This window comes from Thalassotalea marina, assembly GCF_014656435.1.
Lineage (GTDB): Bacteria > Pseudomonadota > Gammaproteobacteria > Enterobacterales > Alteromonadaceae > Thalassotalea_C > Thalassotalea_C marina.
Genome location: NZ_BNCK01000004.1, coordinates 79,426 through 98,976 on the forward strand (window position 1 = coordinate 79,426; position 19,551 = coordinate 98,976).

19 protein-coding genes are annotated in these 19,551 nt (G+C 38.1%); 8 read left to right on the top strand and 11 right to left on the bottom strand.

Annotation, left to right across the window (positions count from 1 at the left end; genetic code table 11):
• The first annotated feature begins 4 nt into the window (after positions 1 to 4).
• The 3 genes from IE199_RS09555 (at position 5) to IE199_RS09565 (ending at position 1,611) form a co-directional block, all read left to right on the top strand.
• Entirely contained in the window at positions 5 to 469 is a 465-nt protein-coding gene (locus IE199_RS09555) for an ASCH domain-containing protein (protein WP_189769715.1), read from the top strand.
• Between the two features lie 118 nt (positions 470 to 587).
• The gene (locus tag IE199_RS09560; RefSeq protein ID WP_189769716.1) at positions 588 to 1,106 is read left to right on the top strand and encodes a YdcF family protein; all 519 of its coding nucleotides are present in this window, start codon (positions 588 to 590) and stop codon (positions 1,104 to 1,106) included.
• Between the two features lie 7 nt (positions 1,107 to 1,113).
• On the top strand, positions 1,114 to 1,611 hold the full coding sequence (locus IE199_RS09565) for a GNAT family N-acetyltransferase (protein ID WP_189770576.1): 498 nt from the start codon (positions 1,114 to 1,116) through the stop codon (positions 1,609 to 1,611).
• A gap of 71 nt (positions 1,612 to 1,682) precedes the next feature.
• Here the strand turns inward: IE199_RS09565 and IE199_RS09570 are convergent, their stop codons facing one another.
• The 5 genes from IE199_RS09570 to IE199_RS09590 form a co-directional block, all read right to left on the bottom strand.
• Positions 1,683 to 2,564, bottom strand: a complete 882-nt coding sequence (locus tag IE199_RS09570) for a DUF4382 domain-containing protein (RefSeq protein ID WP_229854641.1) — start codon at positions 2,562 to 2,564, stop codon at positions 1,683 to 1,685.
• Positions 2,565 to 2,745: 181 nt separating this feature from the next.
• Positions 2,746 to 5,334 (bottom strand): S8 family serine peptidase, encoded by a 2,589-nt coding sequence (locus IE199_RS09575; RefSeq protein ID WP_189769718.1) that lies wholly within the window; start codon positions 5,332 to 5,334, stop codon positions 2,746 to 2,748.
• A 151-nt stretch (positions 5,335 to 5,485) separates the two neighbouring features.
• The gene (locus IE199_RS09580) at positions 5,486 to 6,235 is read right to left on the bottom strand and encodes a substrate-binding periplasmic protein (RefSeq protein WP_189769720.1); all 750 of its coding nucleotides are present in this window, start codon (positions 6,233 to 6,235) and stop codon (positions 5,486 to 5,488) included.
• Positions 6,236 to 6,474: 239 nt separating this feature from the next.
• The gene (locus IE199_RS09585) at positions 6,475 to 7,167 is read right to left on the bottom strand and encodes a LytR/AlgR family response regulator transcription factor (protein WP_189769722.1); all 693 of its coding nucleotides are present in this window, start codon (positions 7,165 to 7,167) and stop codon (positions 6,475 to 6,477) included.
• A complete protein-coding gene (locus tag IE199_RS09590; protein WP_189769723.1) occupies positions 7,158 to 8,204 on the bottom strand; it encodes a sensor histidine kinase in 1,047 nt (348 codons plus the stop codon). Before IE199_RS09590 ends, IE199_RS09585 begins: the two co-directional genes overlap by 10 nt.
• Positions 8,205 to 8,338: 134 nt before the next feature.
• On the opposite strand from IE199_RS09590, the gene IE199_RS09595 reads away from it, so the two are divergent.
• On the top strand, positions 8,339 to 9,349 hold the full coding sequence (locus tag IE199_RS09595; RefSeq protein ID WP_189769725.1) for an alpha/beta hydrolase family protein: 1,011 nt from the start codon (positions 8,339 to 8,341) through the stop codon (positions 9,347 to 9,349).
• 110 nt (positions 9,350 to 9,459) lie between these two features.
• Positions 9,460 to 10,254, top strand: coding sequence for a substrate-binding periplasmic protein (locus IE199_RS09600; protein WP_189769727.1), 795 nt, complete (start codon positions 9,460 to 9,462; stop codon positions 10,252 to 10,254).
• Positions 10,255 to 10,433: 179 nt separating this feature from the next.
• Here IE199_RS09600 and IE199_RS09605 read toward each other — a convergent pair whose 3' ends face one another.
• The 5 genes from IE199_RS09605 to IE199_RS09625 form a co-directional block, all read right to left on the bottom strand.
• Positions 10,434 to 11,045 (bottom strand): LysE family translocator, encoded by a 612-nt coding sequence (locus IE199_RS09605; RefSeq protein WP_229854667.1) that lies wholly within the window; start codon positions 11,043 to 11,045, stop codon positions 10,434 to 10,436.
• Between the two features lie 96 nt (positions 11,046 to 11,141).
• A complete protein-coding gene (locus IE199_RS09610; RefSeq protein ID WP_189769730.1) occupies positions 11,142 to 12,965 on the bottom strand; it encodes an ATP-binding protein in 1,824 nt (607 codons plus the stop codon).
• Between the two features lie 87 nt (positions 12,966 to 13,052).
• Entirely contained in the window at positions 13,053 to 13,559 is a 507-nt protein-coding gene (locus IE199_RS09615) for a hypothetical protein (RefSeq protein WP_189769732.1), read from the bottom strand.
• 350 nt (positions 13,560 to 13,909) lie between these two features.
• Positions 13,910 to 14,317 (bottom strand): glutaredoxin domain-containing protein, encoded by a 408-nt coding sequence (locus IE199_RS09620; RefSeq protein ID WP_189769733.1) that lies wholly within the window; start codon positions 14,315 to 14,317, stop codon positions 13,910 to 13,912.
• Positions 14,318 to 14,409: 92 nt separating this feature from the next.
• Positions 14,410 to 15,303, bottom strand: coding sequence for a LysR family transcriptional regulator (locus tag IE199_RS09625; RefSeq protein ID WP_189769735.1), 894 nt, complete (start codon positions 15,301 to 15,303; stop codon positions 14,410 to 14,412).
• Positions 15,304 to 15,412: 109 nt separating this feature from the next.
• On the opposite strand from IE199_RS09625, the gene IE199_RS09630 reads away from it, so the two are divergent.
• The 3 genes from IE199_RS09630 (at position 15,413) to IE199_RS09640 (ending at position 17,261) form a co-directional block, all read left to right on the top strand.
• Positions 15,413 to 16,075 carry an FMN-dependent NADH-azoreductase gene (locus IE199_RS09630; protein ID WP_189769737.1) on the top strand — a complete coding sequence of 221 codons (663 nt, stop codon included), beginning with the start codon at positions 15,413 to 15,415 and terminating at the stop codon, positions 16,073 to 16,075.
• Between the two features lie 98 nt (positions 16,076 to 16,173).
• Positions 16,174 to 16,725 carry a GNAT family N-acetyltransferase gene (locus tag IE199_RS09635; protein WP_189769739.1) on the top strand — a complete coding sequence of 184 codons (552 nt, stop codon included), beginning with the start codon at positions 16,174 to 16,176 and terminating at the stop codon, positions 16,723 to 16,725.
• A gap of 134 nt (positions 16,726 to 16,859) precedes the next feature.
• Positions 16,860 to 17,261 carry a DUF6559 family protein gene (locus IE199_RS09640; protein ID WP_189769741.1) on the top strand — a complete coding sequence of 134 codons (402 nt, stop codon included), beginning with the start codon at positions 16,860 to 16,862 and terminating at the stop codon, positions 17,259 to 17,261.
• A gap of 34 nt (positions 17,262 to 17,295) precedes the next feature.
• Here IE199_RS09640 and IE199_RS09645 read toward each other — a convergent pair whose 3' ends face one another.
• A complete protein-coding gene (locus IE199_RS09645; protein ID WP_189769743.1) occupies positions 17,296 to 19,311 on the bottom strand; it encodes a tetratricopeptide repeat protein in 2,016 nt (671 codons plus the stop codon).
• Positions 19,312 to 19,551: the final 240 nt, after the last annotated feature.

A 19,551-nucleotide genomic window follows, 5' to 3' on the forward strand; every position in this document is an offset into this window, starting at 1 on the left:
AAATATGCAATCTCAATCTACTTCTGTCATTAATATGCTTAATGCTTTTCGATTAGAAAATCCTGAGGTCGTTCAAGACATACCTGTTTGGCATTTTTGTGATAATGAAATCGATGCAAATGATTGTGGTGAATTGGTGTTATCTGGCGATAAACAAGCAACTTCACCTTCTTTGTGGGGTATTGAGCGACGAAAAGAACCGATGCCGCAAGTTGGCGATCTTGATTTGATCACTAATTGGCAGGGTGAAGCCTTAGCAATTATTCAAACAAAGTCGGTAAAGCTAGTTGCGTTTAACAAGATTAGTCAGGCCTATGCATTTAAAGAAGGTGAAGGTGACAAATCTTTAACGTATTGGAAAGAAGTGCATTGGCTTTATTATCAAAGGGAGTTAGCCCCCTTTGATATGGAACCTACAACCGAAATGCCAATAGTGTGTATTGAGTTTGAAGTAATATTCAAACTCTAGTGAAAAAAGTAACGTTAATGCTTTAGACTTTAACAAAGATCACGGCATAATAGCTAAAAGTAGGGCATAAACAAATATCTGTTTAACCCATGTTAGGTCAAATGGACAACGTGTGGATATGGAAAATAACAAACAGTCGGTCGGATTAACGGTGATTATTCAACTAGGCGGGCCAAATGATGAGCAAGGCAACTTGTCAGACATTGCCATCGCAAGGTGTGAAAAAACGACACAATTAGCTGAACAGTTTCCAACGGCAAAAATCCTCTGTACTGGTGGCCATAGTGAACACTTTAATCAGTCTGCTTTTAATCACAGCGAATTAACACAATCTTACTTACAGCGTAAAGGAATTAGTAAAGAACGCTTTTTACCTTCTGCTCTTAGCCGATTCACCATAGAAGATGCCACTTTATCTGCTCCTATACTTAGTAACCTAAAGGTTGATAACTTGCTATTGGTCACTTCTGGTTTTCATATGAACCGTGCTTTAGCCATTTTTAACCATATATTTCCAACCTATACAATAACACCTGAGCCAGCGATTAATGCGGTTTCAGCTATTCGGCTTATTGAGCTTGAACAGCATGAAAGCAAAGCTATAACTAGAGACAAACAGACGTTAGCGTCAATGTAACAACATGATGAACTTTGAAAAAACAAACAAAAATTTATTCTTATCATTTTGGCCAGAATTTAAAGAAATAGTTTCAGCTCAAGAAACCTATGCGTTTGATCCCGATATGAGTCAACAACAAGCATATTCAATTTGGGTAGAACAACCATTGGAAAGTTACGTCTTAGTTGAAAATGATATTGTATTAGGCAGTTATTATTTAAAAGCCAATGCCATGGGACCAAGTAATCACATTGCTAATTGTGGATATATGGTTTCCAAACATGCACGTGGTCAAGGTGTTGCTCGTCAACTATGTTTACATTCGCAGCAAAGGGCTTTAACACTTGGTTTTAAGGCGATGCAGTTTAATTCTGTTGTTTCAACAAATGAGGTCGCCATTAGATTATGGCAAAAGTTAGGTTTTGACATTATTGGTACAATCCCCAAAGCATATCAACATAAAACCAAGGGATTAGTAGACAGTTATATCATGTATAAATGGTTGGCAGAAAAGGACCTTTAGCCCCATACTACCAACCAAGGCGTACTATAAAATAATGTTTTAAGCCATCATGTTATAGGTTTATAGGACTGTTAAAAATCAACAGTTGTGACTTGATTAGCCGTTACGTCAACTGTTGTTTGATTGCCATCTGGAGTTGGGATTGTTAGACCATCAAACTGAATGTTGTCGTCTGTCGCTTGGTCACAAAATAACGCAACGGTGTAACTTCCGACAGGAACAAATCCAATTTCATAAGTACCATCAGCAAGAACACTAGCAGCAGCAAAAGGCGCTGTTGCGTCAGGTCCTTCACCTTCAAACTCTTCATCATCGGTGTCGTACAGGTCACCTAAGAGTGTTGGCTGACCTTCATAAGCATATACTGCACATTGACCAAGGTTTGTATTATCAGCGGAAATAGTGCCAGAAATAGTACCAGCATCACTTACCACACGAACGCCGTGAGGCTTAATAATAAAACCATTTTTGGCAGGATCTTTACCACGTTGAACTAACGATTTTTTTAGGTCGAATTCTAAGGTATATGCTGGAATTTCTCCCGATTGCTCAGCACCTTCAATGACAACAAACTCGCCTAATCTCAATCTAGAGCTAGGAACTTTTATTGCATATTCGTTTGTATCATTATCTAACATGACATAAGAGCCTTCGTCTATTACGGTAAGCTCCATAGTGTAATCACCTGGCATAACCTCAATGTTTTGTAGCTCGTCAATAATTTTGAGCTGGCTTGCGCCTTGGTAGTCTAGCAAGTTAACTTTGATGGTATCCACTGTTTGGTCAGACTCATCAGTAAACTGGTCAATTACAACTTCTGTCGTACCTTGAGATGAATCTACAGGCTTTAAAGTAATGCTATCTATCTCAATTGAGACGACAATGGCGTCGTCAACAGCGTCATCACTGACACCTAAAGAGAAAACTACAGCATTAGATGGTTGTTCTAACACTGGAGAAGAACTATCTCCTGAAGAAGAGCCGCCACCGCAGCCGTATAGCGCAATGCTTGCAAGAACAAGAGGAGTGAGTTTCGTGAATTTTAAGGGGGTGTTGTTTCAACATATTACTCTCTTAGTTTTTTAAGTTATACAAAAAAGGCACTTAAAGTGCCTTTTTGATTATAGCGTATCATCAGAATGTTACGAATGTTGTCGTAGAGCAGTTTTGCGTCGCTTGATAACAAACTAAATATTCGTAAGAATTTGAACCTTTTGCTATTTGTTCATCAGTAAATTGGCTATTTGTTGTCGTGAATATGATTTGCCCGTTGCGATAAATATCAACGGCTCCGGGTAAACCTGACCAGGAAAGGTCAACATACTGCCACCCTTTAATTTTATAGCCATTTGCGGTTAGCTGTAATTCGCTAGAACTTCCTGTTGTGACATTAACTGTGTTTGAATATGGCGAATTACCGCCAAAATTATATGCTCTAACTCTATATTGATATTGTGTGGTCGGTGATAGAGCAGAGTCTTGATAGCTGTTGCTATCAGTAGGTAAGTTTGCTATTTCAAGCCAATTGTTTTCACCGTTTAGAGTACGTTCAACAGAAAAGCCTGTTTCATCAAGGGCATTGTCAGTCCAAATTAGATCAATGTTTGTCCCTTCAATACTGCTAACCTGTAAATTAGAGGGCGCGACTGGCGGGGTGCCTTGGTTAGTTTCAATTAAAACATACATATGATCAATGACTAATTCGTCAAGTGACTTGTTACCGGGAGAGCGGTTAGTATCTTCTACTCGTATCCAAAGTTGGCTACTAGTGCTAGGTGAAAATGCGTAACTAAATTGGCCGCTATCCCCAGAGTTTAATGTCAGCATGTCGGTAAATTCATTACCATCAAATGAATAACTAAAGACGAAGTTGTCATTATCAAGTGAGTTACTCGTTGCTGCGTTTACGATGAAGGTCATTAAACCTGGCGCAGTTGAAAACGTCCAAGTATGTTGCAAGTGACTATATCGATTGGCAGGTTTACCACCAGACTCTCTTTCAGTGAGCGTTTGAGTCGAGTTATCCAGTTGCCATGTGTTGATATAAGTTCCATTGATTGTGCCAAAAGTAAAAATTTCTCCACTTGCTAACGCAGTGATATTTGTTGGCATTATGTCCGTTGTGGCACTGGTTTCATTTGAATATGGTGAGTTGTCAGCGCTATTGCTTGCAAAAACTCTGTAATCGTAGCGCGTATCCGCTGCTAGCCCTAAGTCGCTATGATTGGTAGTGTTCGCAGGTAAGGATACCAGTGTTGACCAAGTTGCACCTGAATTGATGCTTCGCTCTATGGTATAGCTGGCTTCATTATCAGCGTTATCCAACCAACTAAGCTGTATCTCTTCATGGCTAACGGTTTGAGCCTGTAAATTAGTGGGGGCAACAGGTGGTAATACTTGTTGATTTAACGCATTAAAGGCATTCACTAACTTACCTGTTAATGTTTTATTTGTTAACGATGGAATACTAACGCCGGTGCTAAGTATATGATCACGAATTTCTCCATAAGACCAAGTAGGATGTTGACTTAATAGCAGAGCGGCAAGCCCAGACACGTGAGGCGCAGCCATAGAAGTGCCGCTACTCCAGTAATAGCTGTTTAACATAGTGCTTGCAATGTTAACGCCTGGAGCACCAACATCCACACTGTTAATACCATAGTTTGAAAAGCCAGCCAGTTGATTTTTATTATCAGTCGCAGCAACAGATATAATGTTGTCAAGTGAGTAACTTGAAGGGTAATGTGGCGCACTGTCTGTGTTAACCCCGTCGTTACCTGCAGCAGCGATAAAAAGGTGGCCTTGATTTGCGGCATTTTGAATGGCGGCTACTAAACTTTGAGAATATCCACCACCACCCCAGCTATTATTGGAAATTTTTGCGCCCATCATTACTGCATAATTGAGCGCTTCAATAGCATCGCTTGTATAACCGCCATTAGGGCCGATAAAACGTAGCGCCATTATTTGACAGTTTCGTGCAACACCAACAACACCTTGAGCATTTTCAGCTTCAGCACAAATGGTTCCTGACACATGGGTACCATGGCCATCTTCATCCATCGGATCTCCGTCATTGGCAAAAAAGTCGACCCCGTGTACATCGTCAATATAACCGTTGTTATCATCATCAATGTTATTGTTGGGAATTTCATTTGCGTTAACCCAAATATTGTTATCAAGATCTGGATGCAAATAGTTAACCCCTGTGTCTATCACTGCAACTATTACCGTGCCGTTGTTTGAATAGATACCCCAGGCAAGGTCGGCATCAATATCCGCATTGGGTGTACCCACACTTCCTTGTATTGTTTGGCCGATGTTTTCTAGCCCCCAAAGTAAACTGTAGTGAGAGTCGTTGGTTGTAGTGCTAACTTTATAATCTGGCTCTGCATATTCAATAAAAGGTAAATGCTGAAGTTTTTCTATCGCTTGTTCAACCGAGCTGTTTGAGCTGAGCGTTAGTTTTTCTAGCACTTTGACTACGCCATAAGCCTTGGCCTTACTAGCGTTAACTAGTTGGTGTGCTCTGGTCTTATCTTGCACATTGGCATGAGGTTTATATTTAACCAATACGGTATTAGAGGAATATTCAACCTTGCTAACATGTAATGACATGCTGCGAGTAGGTAAAAGAGTATTGTCATTTGCTGTCGCCTTAATCAACAAACTGAAGTTGAGGACAAAAGTGACAGCCAAAGCTAACTTAATTAACAGATGCATCGCTTACGCTCCTAAAAACGTCAAACAGGTGGCGTAATCTAAAATATAGTACTGGAAATTGGGTTAGTACAGTAACGTTATAAGAAGAAAGTCTTGTTTGGCAATGCTTGCAGCGAGATTTTATCTTTAAAATCTGTATAAGTTATTTTGTTTAAAGGTACTTATCATAAAAGGATTGTTTATCTATTTTTGATAAATTTTTCCAGAGTATATCGATTTTTTCTTTTTCAGCAGCGTAGAATTGTTTGCTAAACACTAAATAACCATAACTACTATTAATTGGTAGTGGGTTGAGTGTAATGTGCTTAGGAAAATCTTTACGACCACAATGGGCTATTGAAGCGTCAACTTTGTCGTTAAGCAACAACTCCTGAGCTTTTTGTAACGAATCAACAGTGTATACGTCAAAGCCCATGTTTTTGTATCGCTCAATACTGCTGTAACCTCGTGGTAGCGCCATAGTCAGTAATTTTGGCAGTGTAATGGTTGTGCCATCCCACTTTATATTATGGCTATTGTTATATACCAAACATCCTGAGGCGACAGAAAATGCACGCTTAGGATCAGGCTGTTCGTCTGCAATAGGAAATACCGAAAACTTTTGCCTTTCAGGGGTGAATCGGCCAATAACAGCGTCAACTTTACCTTGTTTAATTTCTTTCAAACAGCGTTTCCACGGCATTCGAACGTAGGTAAATGTTACCGAAGGCGTATCTTTGTCTAACAGCTGTAATATTTCGATGGCGGCGCCGGGTTTTACTGCAGGCACAACATCAGATTGTAGGGCAGGTTTGGCATAATGCGGCAACAACTCTCTGTTTTCATAACAGAAAGTTACCGGTGTTATGGTGTGTGCAGTATTTAACGCTGAACTTACTAACAATGTGGCAAAAAACGACATAAATATTACCCGTTAGTTCTTTTAAAGAATTGTAGAACACAATTGCTAATAGAACGTAAAAAGTACCGTTTAATTTCAATTTAATTATTGGCTATGCTTGTTCACAAGCTCGAATTTTTTAAAGCGAAAGTGTAAGAAAGCTCGTGGTGCATTTTATATGAATAAGGCAGGGGGACTTAACCTTTGTTCGTCATTTAAGATTAATCTCAACTGAGAAACAATTTGCTATTCTTTCTGTGCTAAAACATCGCTTCAATTGTCGAACGATAAGTTTTTCCAATCGTTAAGTCGATGTTACCAATCATTAAATGATCTTTGTCTATCGCATCTACTTTGGCAATATTTACAATGATAGAACGGTGAATTCGAATGAATTCTTGCGAAGGTAAACTTTGTTCAAAAGATGATAAATTTCCAAGTAGGAACAACTTGCCAGAGTTTAGGAATATCTCGGTGTAGTCTCCTTGTGCGTGTAAATAAAGAATGTCATCTAACAAAATACGCTTTTTGATACCTGAATCTTTTACAAAGATATATCGGGGTTGGTTAACAGTATTTTGTGTTGGAGTTTGTGCATTAAGGGCTTGTTGTACTTTACCAATAGCTTTTACAAACCTTGGTAACAAAACAGGTTTAACAATGTAGTCAACAACATCTACTTCGTAAGCGTCAACAGCATATTCACTGTGGGCTGTGATAAAAATAACTTTTATTTGTTTAGTTAAAGATTTAACGACATCAAGCCCTGAAATAAGCGGCATGTTGATGTCGGAAACAAGTAAATCGATATCATGTGTATTAATGTAATGTAACGCGTCAGCTGGATTAGAAAAACATGCCTTTAGCTCAATGGCTTCAATACTATTACAGTATTGGGTTAATAATTCGGTGACGTGTGATTCGTCGTCTAGCAATACAACTTTTATTGGCATGGTATGGTTAAACTCGCGTTAAATAGACCTGTGTCTTTATGTGTTTTAAACGTGTAATTATCATCAAAAAGTAATGACAAACGTCGAGTTAGCGTTGTTAAACCCGTTCCGCTTTGAATAAACGCCGTACTCGCTTTTATTTGCTCACTAAAATCGACATTGGTCACGTTTAGAGTTAATAAATTGTCAGCAAAATTTAATGAGATATCGATCGAGGATTTATCTTGGTTGTTAACACCATATTTGAAGGCATTTTCAATTATTGGATTTAATAACATAGGTGGAATTTTAATATCGCACGCTAAAGGACCATAGTGGAAACTTACGTCAACTTTGCCATTTAATCGTAGTTTCTGCATTGCTATAAATGCTTCGATATGATCGATTTCATCTTCTAGCTGTACTAATGGTTTTTGAGTTTGAGTAAAACTGTAGTGCATTAGTGCAGACAGTTGACCAATATCGGTAGCCAATTCATGCTGCTGTGTTTTATAAGCTTTTGCGTATAGCGCGTTTAAGGTGTTAAAAAGAAAATGAGGATTGGTTTGACTCGTTAGCAAACTCATTTGTGTTTGAAGGGTGTTTAGTTGCAACTCATCAAAATTTAGTTTTTGACGGATCAAGTTGATAATCATCCAAGCAAATAAAGCCGCTAAACCAAATACACTTTTTACTACGGTATTTACCAATAAAAAATAAAACACATGGTGTGATAACAAAGGTTCGTTATATTGCTTTAGTTGAACGGTATCTAGCCAAACGGTAAAGCTGACAGCAACTAACCAACTAAATGTAATTAATAAAGTTTTTAACCATCGCTTGGAATTGTTTAAGTTAACTAGGAAATAAACTAGGCTATAACTAGCCATATTGATAGCCAACCCTTGCCAAACTTGGTTAGCAAAAAAGTTAGCAGGAACCATTTTTCCAGATATGGCGTGACTTACAAATAAAGATAAAACAGTTAACAACAATAATACCGACACATGTATAAGCAAAGCATAATGCTGATTAAGTACTGTATTTGGGGTTTTCATTGCAATCCATTTGTCGACTCGTTGCCATGCCTTCATCGAGTATTTATTTACTTTGGTAGATTTGTTCAACCATAAACGATTAAATATTTTTATGATGAATACATAAATCGGCACATAAGATTAGGAATTATATAATGAAAACTTTATTAAATGGAATGTTGTTATCATCATTACTTGTTGCAACAGCATCATCAGCTGAATCTAACAATATTGCGCAGTCGCTGGCTGAAAACGGCAATGTTAAAAGTGTTAAATCATGCTTTGATGATCATCGTAGTACCTACCAAGGATTTTTAGATTCTATCGTTGTTGAGCAAAAACAAAATTATGGGCGTATGGCAAATCATCTAACCGTAGAAAAACTGTCGCGCATGTTCCCTGAAAAAAAATATCAAGCAACTAAAAAGAATGTGACTTGTTTACTTATCACTTACCAATCATTTGACGCACAAGTCGAAGGGTTTTTAGTCGCAGCGAAAAACATCAAAGAACCTCAACCATTGGTTGTTTTTAATCGTGGGGGAAATGGTGACTTTGGTAAACAGTCTATTTTACAAATGCTACGACAAATGCCTTTAGTAAAGCAGGGGGCAATCGTGGTGGGTAGCCAATACAGAAAGCAAGATGAATTTGGTGGCAAAGATATTCAAGACGTACATCAACTGATAGATATTGCCAAAACATTACCTCAAGTCAAACCAGGCAACATAGATATGATAGGTGTTAGTCGTGGTGGCATGACAAGTTATATGGTAGCAAAAGAAAGAAACGATATTGATTCTTTGGTTATATGGGCGGGAAATTCAGACCTAGAAAAAGGACTAACTATTCGCCCTGAGATGGAAAACGTTTATCAACAACGCATTCCCAATTATGAAAATGACAAAGCGCAGCAATTGTTTAATCGCTCTGCGATAAAGTGGGTCGATTCGCTTGATAAAAATATTCGAATTCTATTGTTGCACGGTGATAAAGATAAAAGGGTAAATGTAGTTCATGCAACAGACATGGATAAAAAACTTACCCAATTAGACCGTGAGCATAAATTAGTGGTGTATAAAGGTGGCGATCACGGCTTGAGAAAGTATCAAAAACAAGTCAATCAAGAGATCTCAAACTGGATTTTTACCCCAAGCGTTGACTAGCGACAGATTTTTCCTAAGCTTAATAGATGTTGTTGTTTACTTAGTTAGCTTAAATTAAAGAGCATCAGGTAAATAACAACATAATGTTTGGCCTATAGGAAGCATTAGTTATGAAGCGTTGTTTATTACTTGTCCTATTGACGATGTTATGTAATCAAGTAACAGCAAATGCGCTTCCAGATCAAAATAGCAAATCTTTAAGCATTGGATGGAACATGTGGTATCCATACCAGTATTTTGACAAAGATAAAGGCGTCGTTGGTCTAGACGTTGATATTACTAAAGCCGTTGCTAAAGCCGCAGGCTATGACATTCAATTTTCAAAAATACCATGGAAGCGCCATTTAAAGTTGCTCAAAACGGGCGGCATTGATTTATCTGCCGGTTCATCGTTCACCAAAGAGCGGGCTAACTATGTATTGTACTCAAAACCTTACCGTAAAGAAGTTGCAGCTTTGTTTGTTCAAACCGGACGTTATCAAGAAATAAACCAGCAGATAATTGATTTAACAGACTTTACGAAAAACCAATACAAAATCGCCATTGAGGAAGGTTATTTTTATGGTGAAAAGTTTGAAAGCCTTACTCGTCATCCTGCTGTTAAAAAACGCCTCTATAAAACGTTGTCTTTAGAAACGAACATAGAGAAATTAATGAATAGGCAAATTGATGTCATTGTTGCAGATCCCGTCACCGTTAAAGCGTTTGAAAAAAAGTACAATTTACAAGGGCAACTAGCTCGTTTAAGCACGCCAGTTTATGAGAGCGAAATTTATTTTATGCTAAGTAAAAATAGTCAATCTAAAGAAACGTTAAAAAAAATTAACTTAGCTATTGTAGAACTTGAAAAAAGTGGTGTGCTAAACTGTCTTATTAATCAATGGGGCGGTTTAGCCCTTGATTAAATTGAATAAGATGAATAAGTCTTAACTTTATTTGTCAGATTTGATTTTTAGAGTTTAATCAAATCTGACGGTGAAGAGCTGTTTTGTGCCATAAACGGAAGGTGCTAACGTAACCAATAAACGGCGCGAGGAACGAGCGTCCGGCACCCGCAGAGATAGAATTCAATTGTTTTGTTAGTTTATTCTCGGCGAGCAAGCAAAAGCCCAACTCCTGCACTACCAAGCAGTCCAGCACAAACTCTATTAAAAAGCCGGCGCATAGATGGTCGGGAGAACCAATGGCGCAATGCTTTACCAAAGAATGCGTACCCAGCTATTGCCACCCACTCAAGCATTAAAAATAGCACGCCAAGAATCAAAAACTGATATCCAACAGACCCCGCTGGATCAACAAACTGAGGCAGAAAAGCCGTAAAAATCAAAATGGCTTTGGGGTTTCCTGCAGCAAGTAAAAACTCCTGTCTCGCAAGTTGAAAGAAGCTTTTTCCTCCCTGTGCCTCGCTATCGCCCTCAGTTGGAGCTGCACTCCACAGCTGGTAGGCAAGCCAAAGTAGATAGACTCCTCCGGCTACTTTAATGACAAGAAACAATATTTCTGACGTAAACAGCACTGTTGCCAGCCCTGTAGCAGCCAGCGTGATCATACCTGCAAATGCAACCAGTCGACCAATACCAGCATAGCAAGCAGTCCTGATGCCATAACGTTTTGCATTTGCCATCGAAAGAAGGTTATTGGGACCAGGCGCCATATTCAAAGCAAAGCATGCTGGTATGAATAGCAAAATAGTCATTAGTGACAAGGTTGACTTTCCTTATTGAACTAACGCTTCAAACACCGGTGCAGCAACGCTACGTCCGCGTGATTTGATTTGTTATAACCCGTTGCACTAGTTTAGAAAACAAGCCATTGTTGTAAACCACTCTTTCACTTCGCCATTAGGGTCTCTCTCATGAATCATATCCGCAGTCATAAGTGGAAAAGCTCTTTCAGCGAGGCGTATTTTGGCATTGTTGTCTTTCATAACACCATCATATCCCTGTGCAACAGAATATACTTCTGCGAAAACCTTAGGCGTTGCTTTTCCATCTTCATTAGGGTGATCTGTTACAACAACGTCCACATCAAAAGCCGCTTTTATTACATCCGAGTGCAGGTAACTCTCGATTTCATGTTTTTGCGTAATGAAACCAATTGAACCATCGCCACGAGCATTAACTTGCTCAATCACACCAACATAGCTAGGCACATCAGCATCGTAGATGTGCAATTCAGGGCGTCCAAAACCTTTTAGATAATTATCGTTCACCCAATGTTTTAAATTACCACCACCTAGAACAACGAAAGCGACTCTATCATCATTAGTTAAATCAGGAATCGAATTGTCTTCCAGATGTAATGCACGGCTTAGAGCTTTTAATGCTTTGACGTCTGTTGGACCTTCAACACAACAAATTAGCTTAACTCGACTATCTGGCGTCACGCCAAGAGCTTCAGCTACTTTTCCGAGTACATCTACACCACTTTCAATGCAAGGTTTTTCATTTTCATCTCGTGTAACGAAACGAATACCCTCTATTGGAAGATCACTAGCAAACCCAGGGCTATGAGTCGTAAGTATTACCTGACAATTATGTTCACTCGCAAGATCTGAAAATGCTTGTTGAAGTATCTTTTGATTGTTGGGATGCTGTGCGGTTTCAGGTTCCTCTACAGCGTATATAATTCCTTTTTTGCTACCTTGTGTGAGGAGCCTTTCTGCTTCAGCTTTAAAGAAACTAACTAAGACCAATCGGCGCACACCGCTTCCACGCTTATTTAATGGTATACCATCTGTACTAAGGCTTACGGAAAATAAGCCTGTCCATTTCGCTGGAGTCGGCGGAATAAAATCTGGCACTAGTTCTGATGCAAGAGTTTTATCAATGGTTTCAAGTGCTTTATGAGTATTATTCGCAATCTCCTCCGTCCTTGCTTTTACTCTTTGCTGAATCCGTTCGATATCATCCTTAACTTCAGCTATTGCAGTAGCAACAGCAGCCTTCATAGGATCTTGAACCTCTCCATCTGAATCTTTGCTACTTCTGTCACTTTGAAACAGAGCAAACAAAGGCAAATACTTATCAAGTTGTTCCCAGATCCTTTTGCTATCTTCCTTGGGTTTTGTTACCGGTATTTCTATTTCTTGAAGTTCGAGGTTTTTAGCATTATCCCATATAGCTTTTCGCATTAGAGGGTTGCCTTTCAGGGCGCTATCAATGCCTTGATCTTTTATTATTTTCTGAAGATCTTTTTCTTTAAGTTCAAGTAAGTTACTTACACCAGCAGCTGTCGGGTGGTGGGCAATAATAAAAACATCACAACTTGGTGTTTTCTTTCCACAATCAAAAGTCTTTTTAATTTTTAAGGTTGACTCAGACGTCAATAAATATTCATTTCCTAGGGTGGTTTCATGCCCACTATCAAGAATTATTCTGTCTGGCAGATTCGTGAATTCACAGGTGATACAAACCACTTTATTCTCGTTAGAGATGTTTGCATCATCTTGGCTAATCTTCACTGTATCATTGTTGAAGAAGATCTCTAACGCTTCTAATACTGTAGACTTTCCTATATCGTTTTTGCCAATAAACGTAGTAAGGTCATCAATCTGAACCTTAACACGGTCTTTGTAGCAGCGTATGTTTTCGATTTCTACAGATACAAGCTTCATGAAAATTCCTTTTTAGGGTTATAACGCCAGTTTTTGCGGTCGGTTGCAGCCACTTGTTAGCCCTTCCCGGCTAAATTGCATTACTGGCTATAGTTGACGGACAGCCATTCTAATAAAATCAGCTACTTGAATATCTGCAACCCAAGTATCTTTATTACGTTTACCATGAAGCTCGACGGAGCCATTTAGGCATTTCATTTTCCCTGGCATTTCTTTCATACCAAAAGAAATATGTTCTGCATGGATTATTTTGTTACATGCCTGCCTAAAAGTTAGTACCTTTTCATTTTTTGAGCCTTTTCGTACTACACCAACATTAATCTCAGGCCTCCGCTCGACTCGTATTTCATGTATCGGATCCATTGGCCATGAATCACTATCAATTAAATTTCTAAGAACAACTGCAACTTCAATGAGCAACTTGCTTGCTTGTGCAATTTCATGACGCACACGCAATTTATCAAACTCATCCTTATCATCTCCTGTAGAGAGCTTAGCTAAGCCTTCACTACCGAATACAATTGTTGAAAGCTCGTATATCGACGCATATATGAGCGGCCTCTCTATCAACAGTGCTGTAGGAAATGCATTCATAAAAAGAAAATTCTCTAATTTTTAAACTTGGCCTAACAACTTAATATCGACCCCACGGGGCGTTTTTCTACCATTGGTTGAGTCGTTTATCTGATTGAACCAGTTTTATCATAAATTATAAGGTGTTGCTACATATCGTATATTTATAACTGTGGTGTTTTCCACAAGACATAAAAACAACCCAATGGGTCGTTTCCATGACTATAGGGGCAAGTTGCTAGTTATGATAAGAAATAAAAAAGAATTTATAAAACTTAAACGTTCGTTTTTCGCTCATAGCTGCCTGTCAGATAAAGTCCAAACTTATCCATTGAAACGGTAAGATCAGATATGAGCAACTACCAATAAGATTAAAGTAGGTTTAGTTTAGTTAGCTCTTCATCAAGTTTAGCTTTGTTAAAGCCATTAATGGCAATGTTGCCAATAACTATTTTAGGGATGCCTTTAGCACCAATAGAATCATATAAAGCAACAATGTTGTCATCACCACTTTCAATATCTCTTTCTACATAGGCAATGTTGTTTTGATTTAAGTACGATTTGAGCTCTTTACAGTAAGGGCACCATTGTGTCACATAAATGACGACTTTTTCGTTGGTGTTGACGAAATGTTTTGCACTATCAATTTGAATGATTTGTGGCGGCGCTGTTAACCATAAATAGGCCATATGGCTACCGGAGCCAACTGCTAAGCCACCTATAATACATAACAAACCAACAGCGACAGACTTTAAAATGGACGTTCCCTGACTAGACATAACACATTCCTTTTGTATTTTTATCAAACATAACATATTAATACGCGACTGTAGCAAACAGTTATCAATAATTATTTGTTATAAATAACAATTTACTTGGTTATTTCAATTGGTATTAGTTTGCTAAATTCATGTTTAATCCATTGTGTAGCGCGTTTTACCCTTAAACTTTCTTGATGCTCGCGGCTTATTCGCAACCAATAACTGTATCCCTTAAAAGAATTTGTATTATCTACTTTAGTAATCCAGCCATGTTCAACAGCACTTGTTGCTAATACATCGCTTAATAAACCAACGCCTTGGCCTGTCATAACAGCTTGCAATACAAAAAATTCCTGAGGAAAGGTTTTAACTGTATAGGCACTTGCATCAAAATGCTGCTGCCACGGAATATTGTTAAGCATTTCATTTTCTGGCCAATAGGTCACGAAAAGTTGTTGATTCGTTTTCTTCAGGCTTGAGTTAACAACAGGGTGTTGCACACTTTGATATAAACTAATGGTTTCTGTGTATAAAAAATCTTCGTTATTGTCATGTTCCGTGCTTCCATATCGAATAGCAATATCGAGATGTTTTTCTTTATCGATATCTACTAGCGAATCGCTGGCAAATATATTTAAGCTATATTCGGGCATGTTAACGTTAAATTGGCTAGATTTTGGCGTGAGCCAAAGGGCGGCAAAAGAATGACAACAGGAAATGCTTACCTCATTTTTATCTTGTGTTAAATGCTTAACTACATAATCAATCTCAGCTAAGTTGACGTGACAAGCATCTGCTAGTTTTTGTCCTGCTAATGTTAAAGTGATAGACCTAACTTGTCGCTCAAAAAGTGTAACGCGTAACTGTTCTTCGAGCGCTTTTATTTGGTGAGAAACTGCTGTAGGACTTATATTTAAGATGGTTGCGGCTGTTTTGAAACTTAAGTGTTTTGCCGCTAGCGTAAAAGTTCTTAAATAATTTAAGGAAGAAATGTGAAAGAGCACTTGTGCACCAATGAATAAGTTTAAGTTATCTATGAAAGGTAATATCTCAATTGTCGAACTGATAAGCAAGCACTGATAATAAGTGCCTTTACTTCATCGGGAAAAACACATGAAAACCATTTTATACATAACGTCGAGTGTTCGAAGCTTCAAAGAAGAGGAAACACAACATCAATCAATCACACGTTTATTAGGGGAGCGCTTTCTTGAACAATTCAGGTCGCGCTATCACGACGTAGAGATTATTCATCGCAATTTATCAATTGATCCGCCAAGTTTCCTTACTCAGGAGTTTATTGCCGCTGCATTTGAAAAAGCAGAGCTGACACCTGAACAAAAAGCAGTACTAAAAATGTCAGACCAATACATCGAAGAAATTAAACAAGCTAACATCATTGTGATTGCCAGCCCTATGTACAACTATGGTATGCCAGCTGTTCTAAAAGCATGGTTTGATAAAGTGATCCGAGTTAATAAAACTTTCAGTTTTGACTTAGCCCGTGGTGACGAGCCACTAGAGCCGATATTATCTGGAAAGTCTTTAGTTTTACTGGCTTCTTGGGGAGAGTTTAACTTTAGAAAAGGTGAAAACAAATACCACTTAAATCATTTGTCGAGTCATATCGAACAACTTGCGCCTTATCTAGGGGCTGAACAATTTTTTGAAATAGCGTCTGAATATCAGGAATTTTCAGATGATCGTCATAGAGCGTCAAAATTGTCCGCGCTAACTCAAGTAAAGGAATTGGCAAATAACTTAGCGTCGATTTAACTTGGCATAACATAAGTTGGTATTACAATACGCGTATTTATTAACACCAAAATTCTTACAGTGCTCAGCAATATGATTTGCTGGGCATTAATATCGTTATGAACCAAACAAATTCACCTAACGTTATTGTGAGAAGAATTGTCATTGATGATGCAACAAAACTCTCGCAATTTTATTTTAAAAATCAAACGCACTTTAAACCTTGGGAACCTAGCCGAAGTGATGATTATCATACTATTGCAGCTTGGCAAAAACGCCTTGTCGAATATGATAAAGAACATCAACTTAAAACAAGTGCACATTTTGCCGCTTTTAATGCGACCGATCACAATATTATTGCATGTTGTTCATTAACTAACGTCATTCAAGGGCCATTTAAAGCTTGCTATCTCGGATTTGGAGTAGACGAAGATCATGAAGGGCAAGGCGTAATGACAAGTTTATGCCGTTATGTAGTAGACATAGCGTTTAACAACTTATGTTTAAATCGTGTGATGGCAAATTATATGCCGGAAAATACTCGTTCTAAGAAGTTGTTAACATCTCTTGGCTTTGAAGAAGAAGGGTATGCAAAACGTTATTTGAAAATAAATGGCCAATGGCGAGATCATGTTTTAACGGCAATGCATAATCCTAAAGAAGTTGATTAAAAACTAAAACAATAAGTAACTCGGTGTTGGCCGATAACAATGACGAAAGATTACAATTTAAAAATTGATTTTATTGCTCAACCAACTAGCCTTAACTATAAAGAATGTTGTTGTTTATAGGTCAAGGATTGAACATGTTTGAGCAATATCTAAAAAAACGATTAATAAAAAAGTACGCTAGAAAGTTACCTCAAGACTTAAAAGCCAATTACGGTTTACACCAATACTATTCTAAAGAGCAAGTTGATGCAGGCATTGAAAGAATGCGCCTTAGCAGCTCAACACCTAAAGCAATAAATGCTGTTGTATACGCTTATGCCATGTACTGTTCAGAAACCGAATTTAACGAAATACATCAATTTGCAGATGTTAATAGTGAATATGCTGAACTGAGAGCGGAAATAGCCCTTATTTTAGCCATTCCTAGTACCTTTTTTGAATTTGATCTTTTGTTAACTGAATCAGGCTATTCAGGCGGGATCATTGCAACCAATAGCTTAGTCAAAATAAATGCCGCTAAACCAGATCAACTTTAAAAACGTGAGCTGTTTTAACTGAAATCGCTATAAATCAGATATTTGTATTTTTAGCCGTAATGGCGGGAGTGTATTTATAAATAGGGCATTTAGCTATCGCTCGGTTTAAATACTTGTTATCTGAATCTGAACTCGGTGAAAAATATTGAAAAAGTAAGCCTAACCGAACTGTCGCAGCTAAATCTAATCGCTCACTTTGAGACAGCTGTTCAATTGTTTTAAGTTTATTCGCGGGCTTGATTTGTTCTGATGCCGTTAATAGCTCAATCCTTGATGTGTAGTAAAACCGAAACGCATGATCTATTTCCGATTGATTACCTCGAGCATAATCACGGTCTAACACTGCCAATGCTTGTTGGTAGGTATTAATTGCTTGTTGTTGCTGCTCATTGGTAGCGTACATATCTGCTAAAACGCCCCACATTTGGTGAATACCAGCATCACCAGCGAGCTCAATGGCTTTTTCCCGCAATTCGATCGCTTTGTTGTAGTTTTCAGAGAAGTAATAAAGTGTGCTTAATTGCTCAACGGGCAAATATGAATTTGGATTGTAGTTAATTATCGTTTGATAATGTTGCTTTGCTTGTTCAATGTTACCTGCACAATAATGAAGGGTGCCCAAATTTGTTAAAACAATATCATTTACATCCAAGGTGTTTGCCTTTTCAGTTGCTGCAATGGCTAAGTCTCTCTTGCCATCATTCCATTCGATAACGCCCAAGAAAAAGTGATATTTCCAGTTTGATGTGTCTAACGCTATCGCTTTTTTTATATTCTCTTTGGCAACGTTCAAAGAGGTTAATTGTGGGACGTTTTTTTGATAACCCTCTAATTGTGCATAAGATAACTGATAATAAATAGCAGCATTTTTATTGGCGAAAGAGTCAAGTAGGCTAATCGCTTGTTCTGTATTACCGGTTCGGCGCATTAATAAAGCATTTGAGGCCACCACAAAGGGTTTTGATGGCGCAAGTTGTTTCGCTGCTAAACAGTGTTTTGTGGCTTGTTCTAGTAAATAACGTTCATCTGATGACCAACTCTCATAAATATAAGCCTGACACAAACCAGCATGCGCATCCGCAAACTTGGGTGCTATTTGCAGAGCATTTAAAAAGCGGCTTTGTGCTGTTTTTACGTATTCTAAATTGTATGATTTCTCTAATAAATCCAACCCTTCAACATAAAACTTTGCCGCTGTTAAACCAATAAAGTTATGACGACGAGATGGTAGGTTGGCAACAAAAATGCTTTTTATATCATTGGTGATAACTGCCGATATTTCATTTACGTTATTTTTTAGCTCTTTGGTAAGATAAATATCTTGGGTGACTAATAAACTTAATTTTTTTCCATAGACATGGCCATGTTGCAAAGTATGCCTGCCGTATCCTCTAGAATTTAATACATAGATAAAATCTATCTGTTTTCGGGCAATTTCTTGTGAAAATAAAATACTTTCAGGTGTATTGGTTAGCGTGTTGGGTACTACATTAAATTGGTTTTTTAAGCTCTCTCGTACTTCAGCTAGTATATGTCGCTGATCTTTAGCTCCATACAATGCAATGGCAGGTTTAATTCCTTTTGATATTACATTTTGATATTGCTGATTCAATAGTTCATCGCTGGATAATGCTGTATTAGGCGTATTACGAATATTAGTTGAATCGATTGTATCGGCGGTTGTTAAGGCTAAAACCAATAAAATGACAATGAGACTGAGTAATAACAAATATTTTAGCTTTTTGTTGTTATTTGGCGGGGAAAATTCAGCAGGTTGCGGTTGAATATTGGGGCGTGTATCGCTGGTAAGATATAGGGTGTAAGCTTCAACGCCCAACACGGCAGCGATGCGCTCAATTGATGAAGGTGATACAGCGATCTCTCGAAAAACTCGATTGACCATATCCTTGGGCGCGCTTTCTAGATTTTCAGCAGTTGCAATTTCTTCAGCTAACGCAGCTTGAGTTCTAAAGCCAGCTTCAAAAAGTGCGTGTTCAAGTTTTTTTCTGTCAGCCCTAACGCCTCTTTTGCGTTGTGCTTTTTTATCCATATGCCGATCATCCAAATCTTAAATTGTATCCAAAGTTCAATGCATAAGAAGTTTACAGAATCAAAAACAGCTATAACCGAGTGGTTAAATAATGATCGATTGGTGTTGGGGCAATTTACCTTAAATAGCGTTAATTGTCGATAAACTACGCTAACTAAAGATGTAAGTTTTTAAAGCCAGTGCTAGGTTGTGCAGGCGACTTAGCGACCTGGAATAAAAGCAAAGAATTTACCGTTTTAC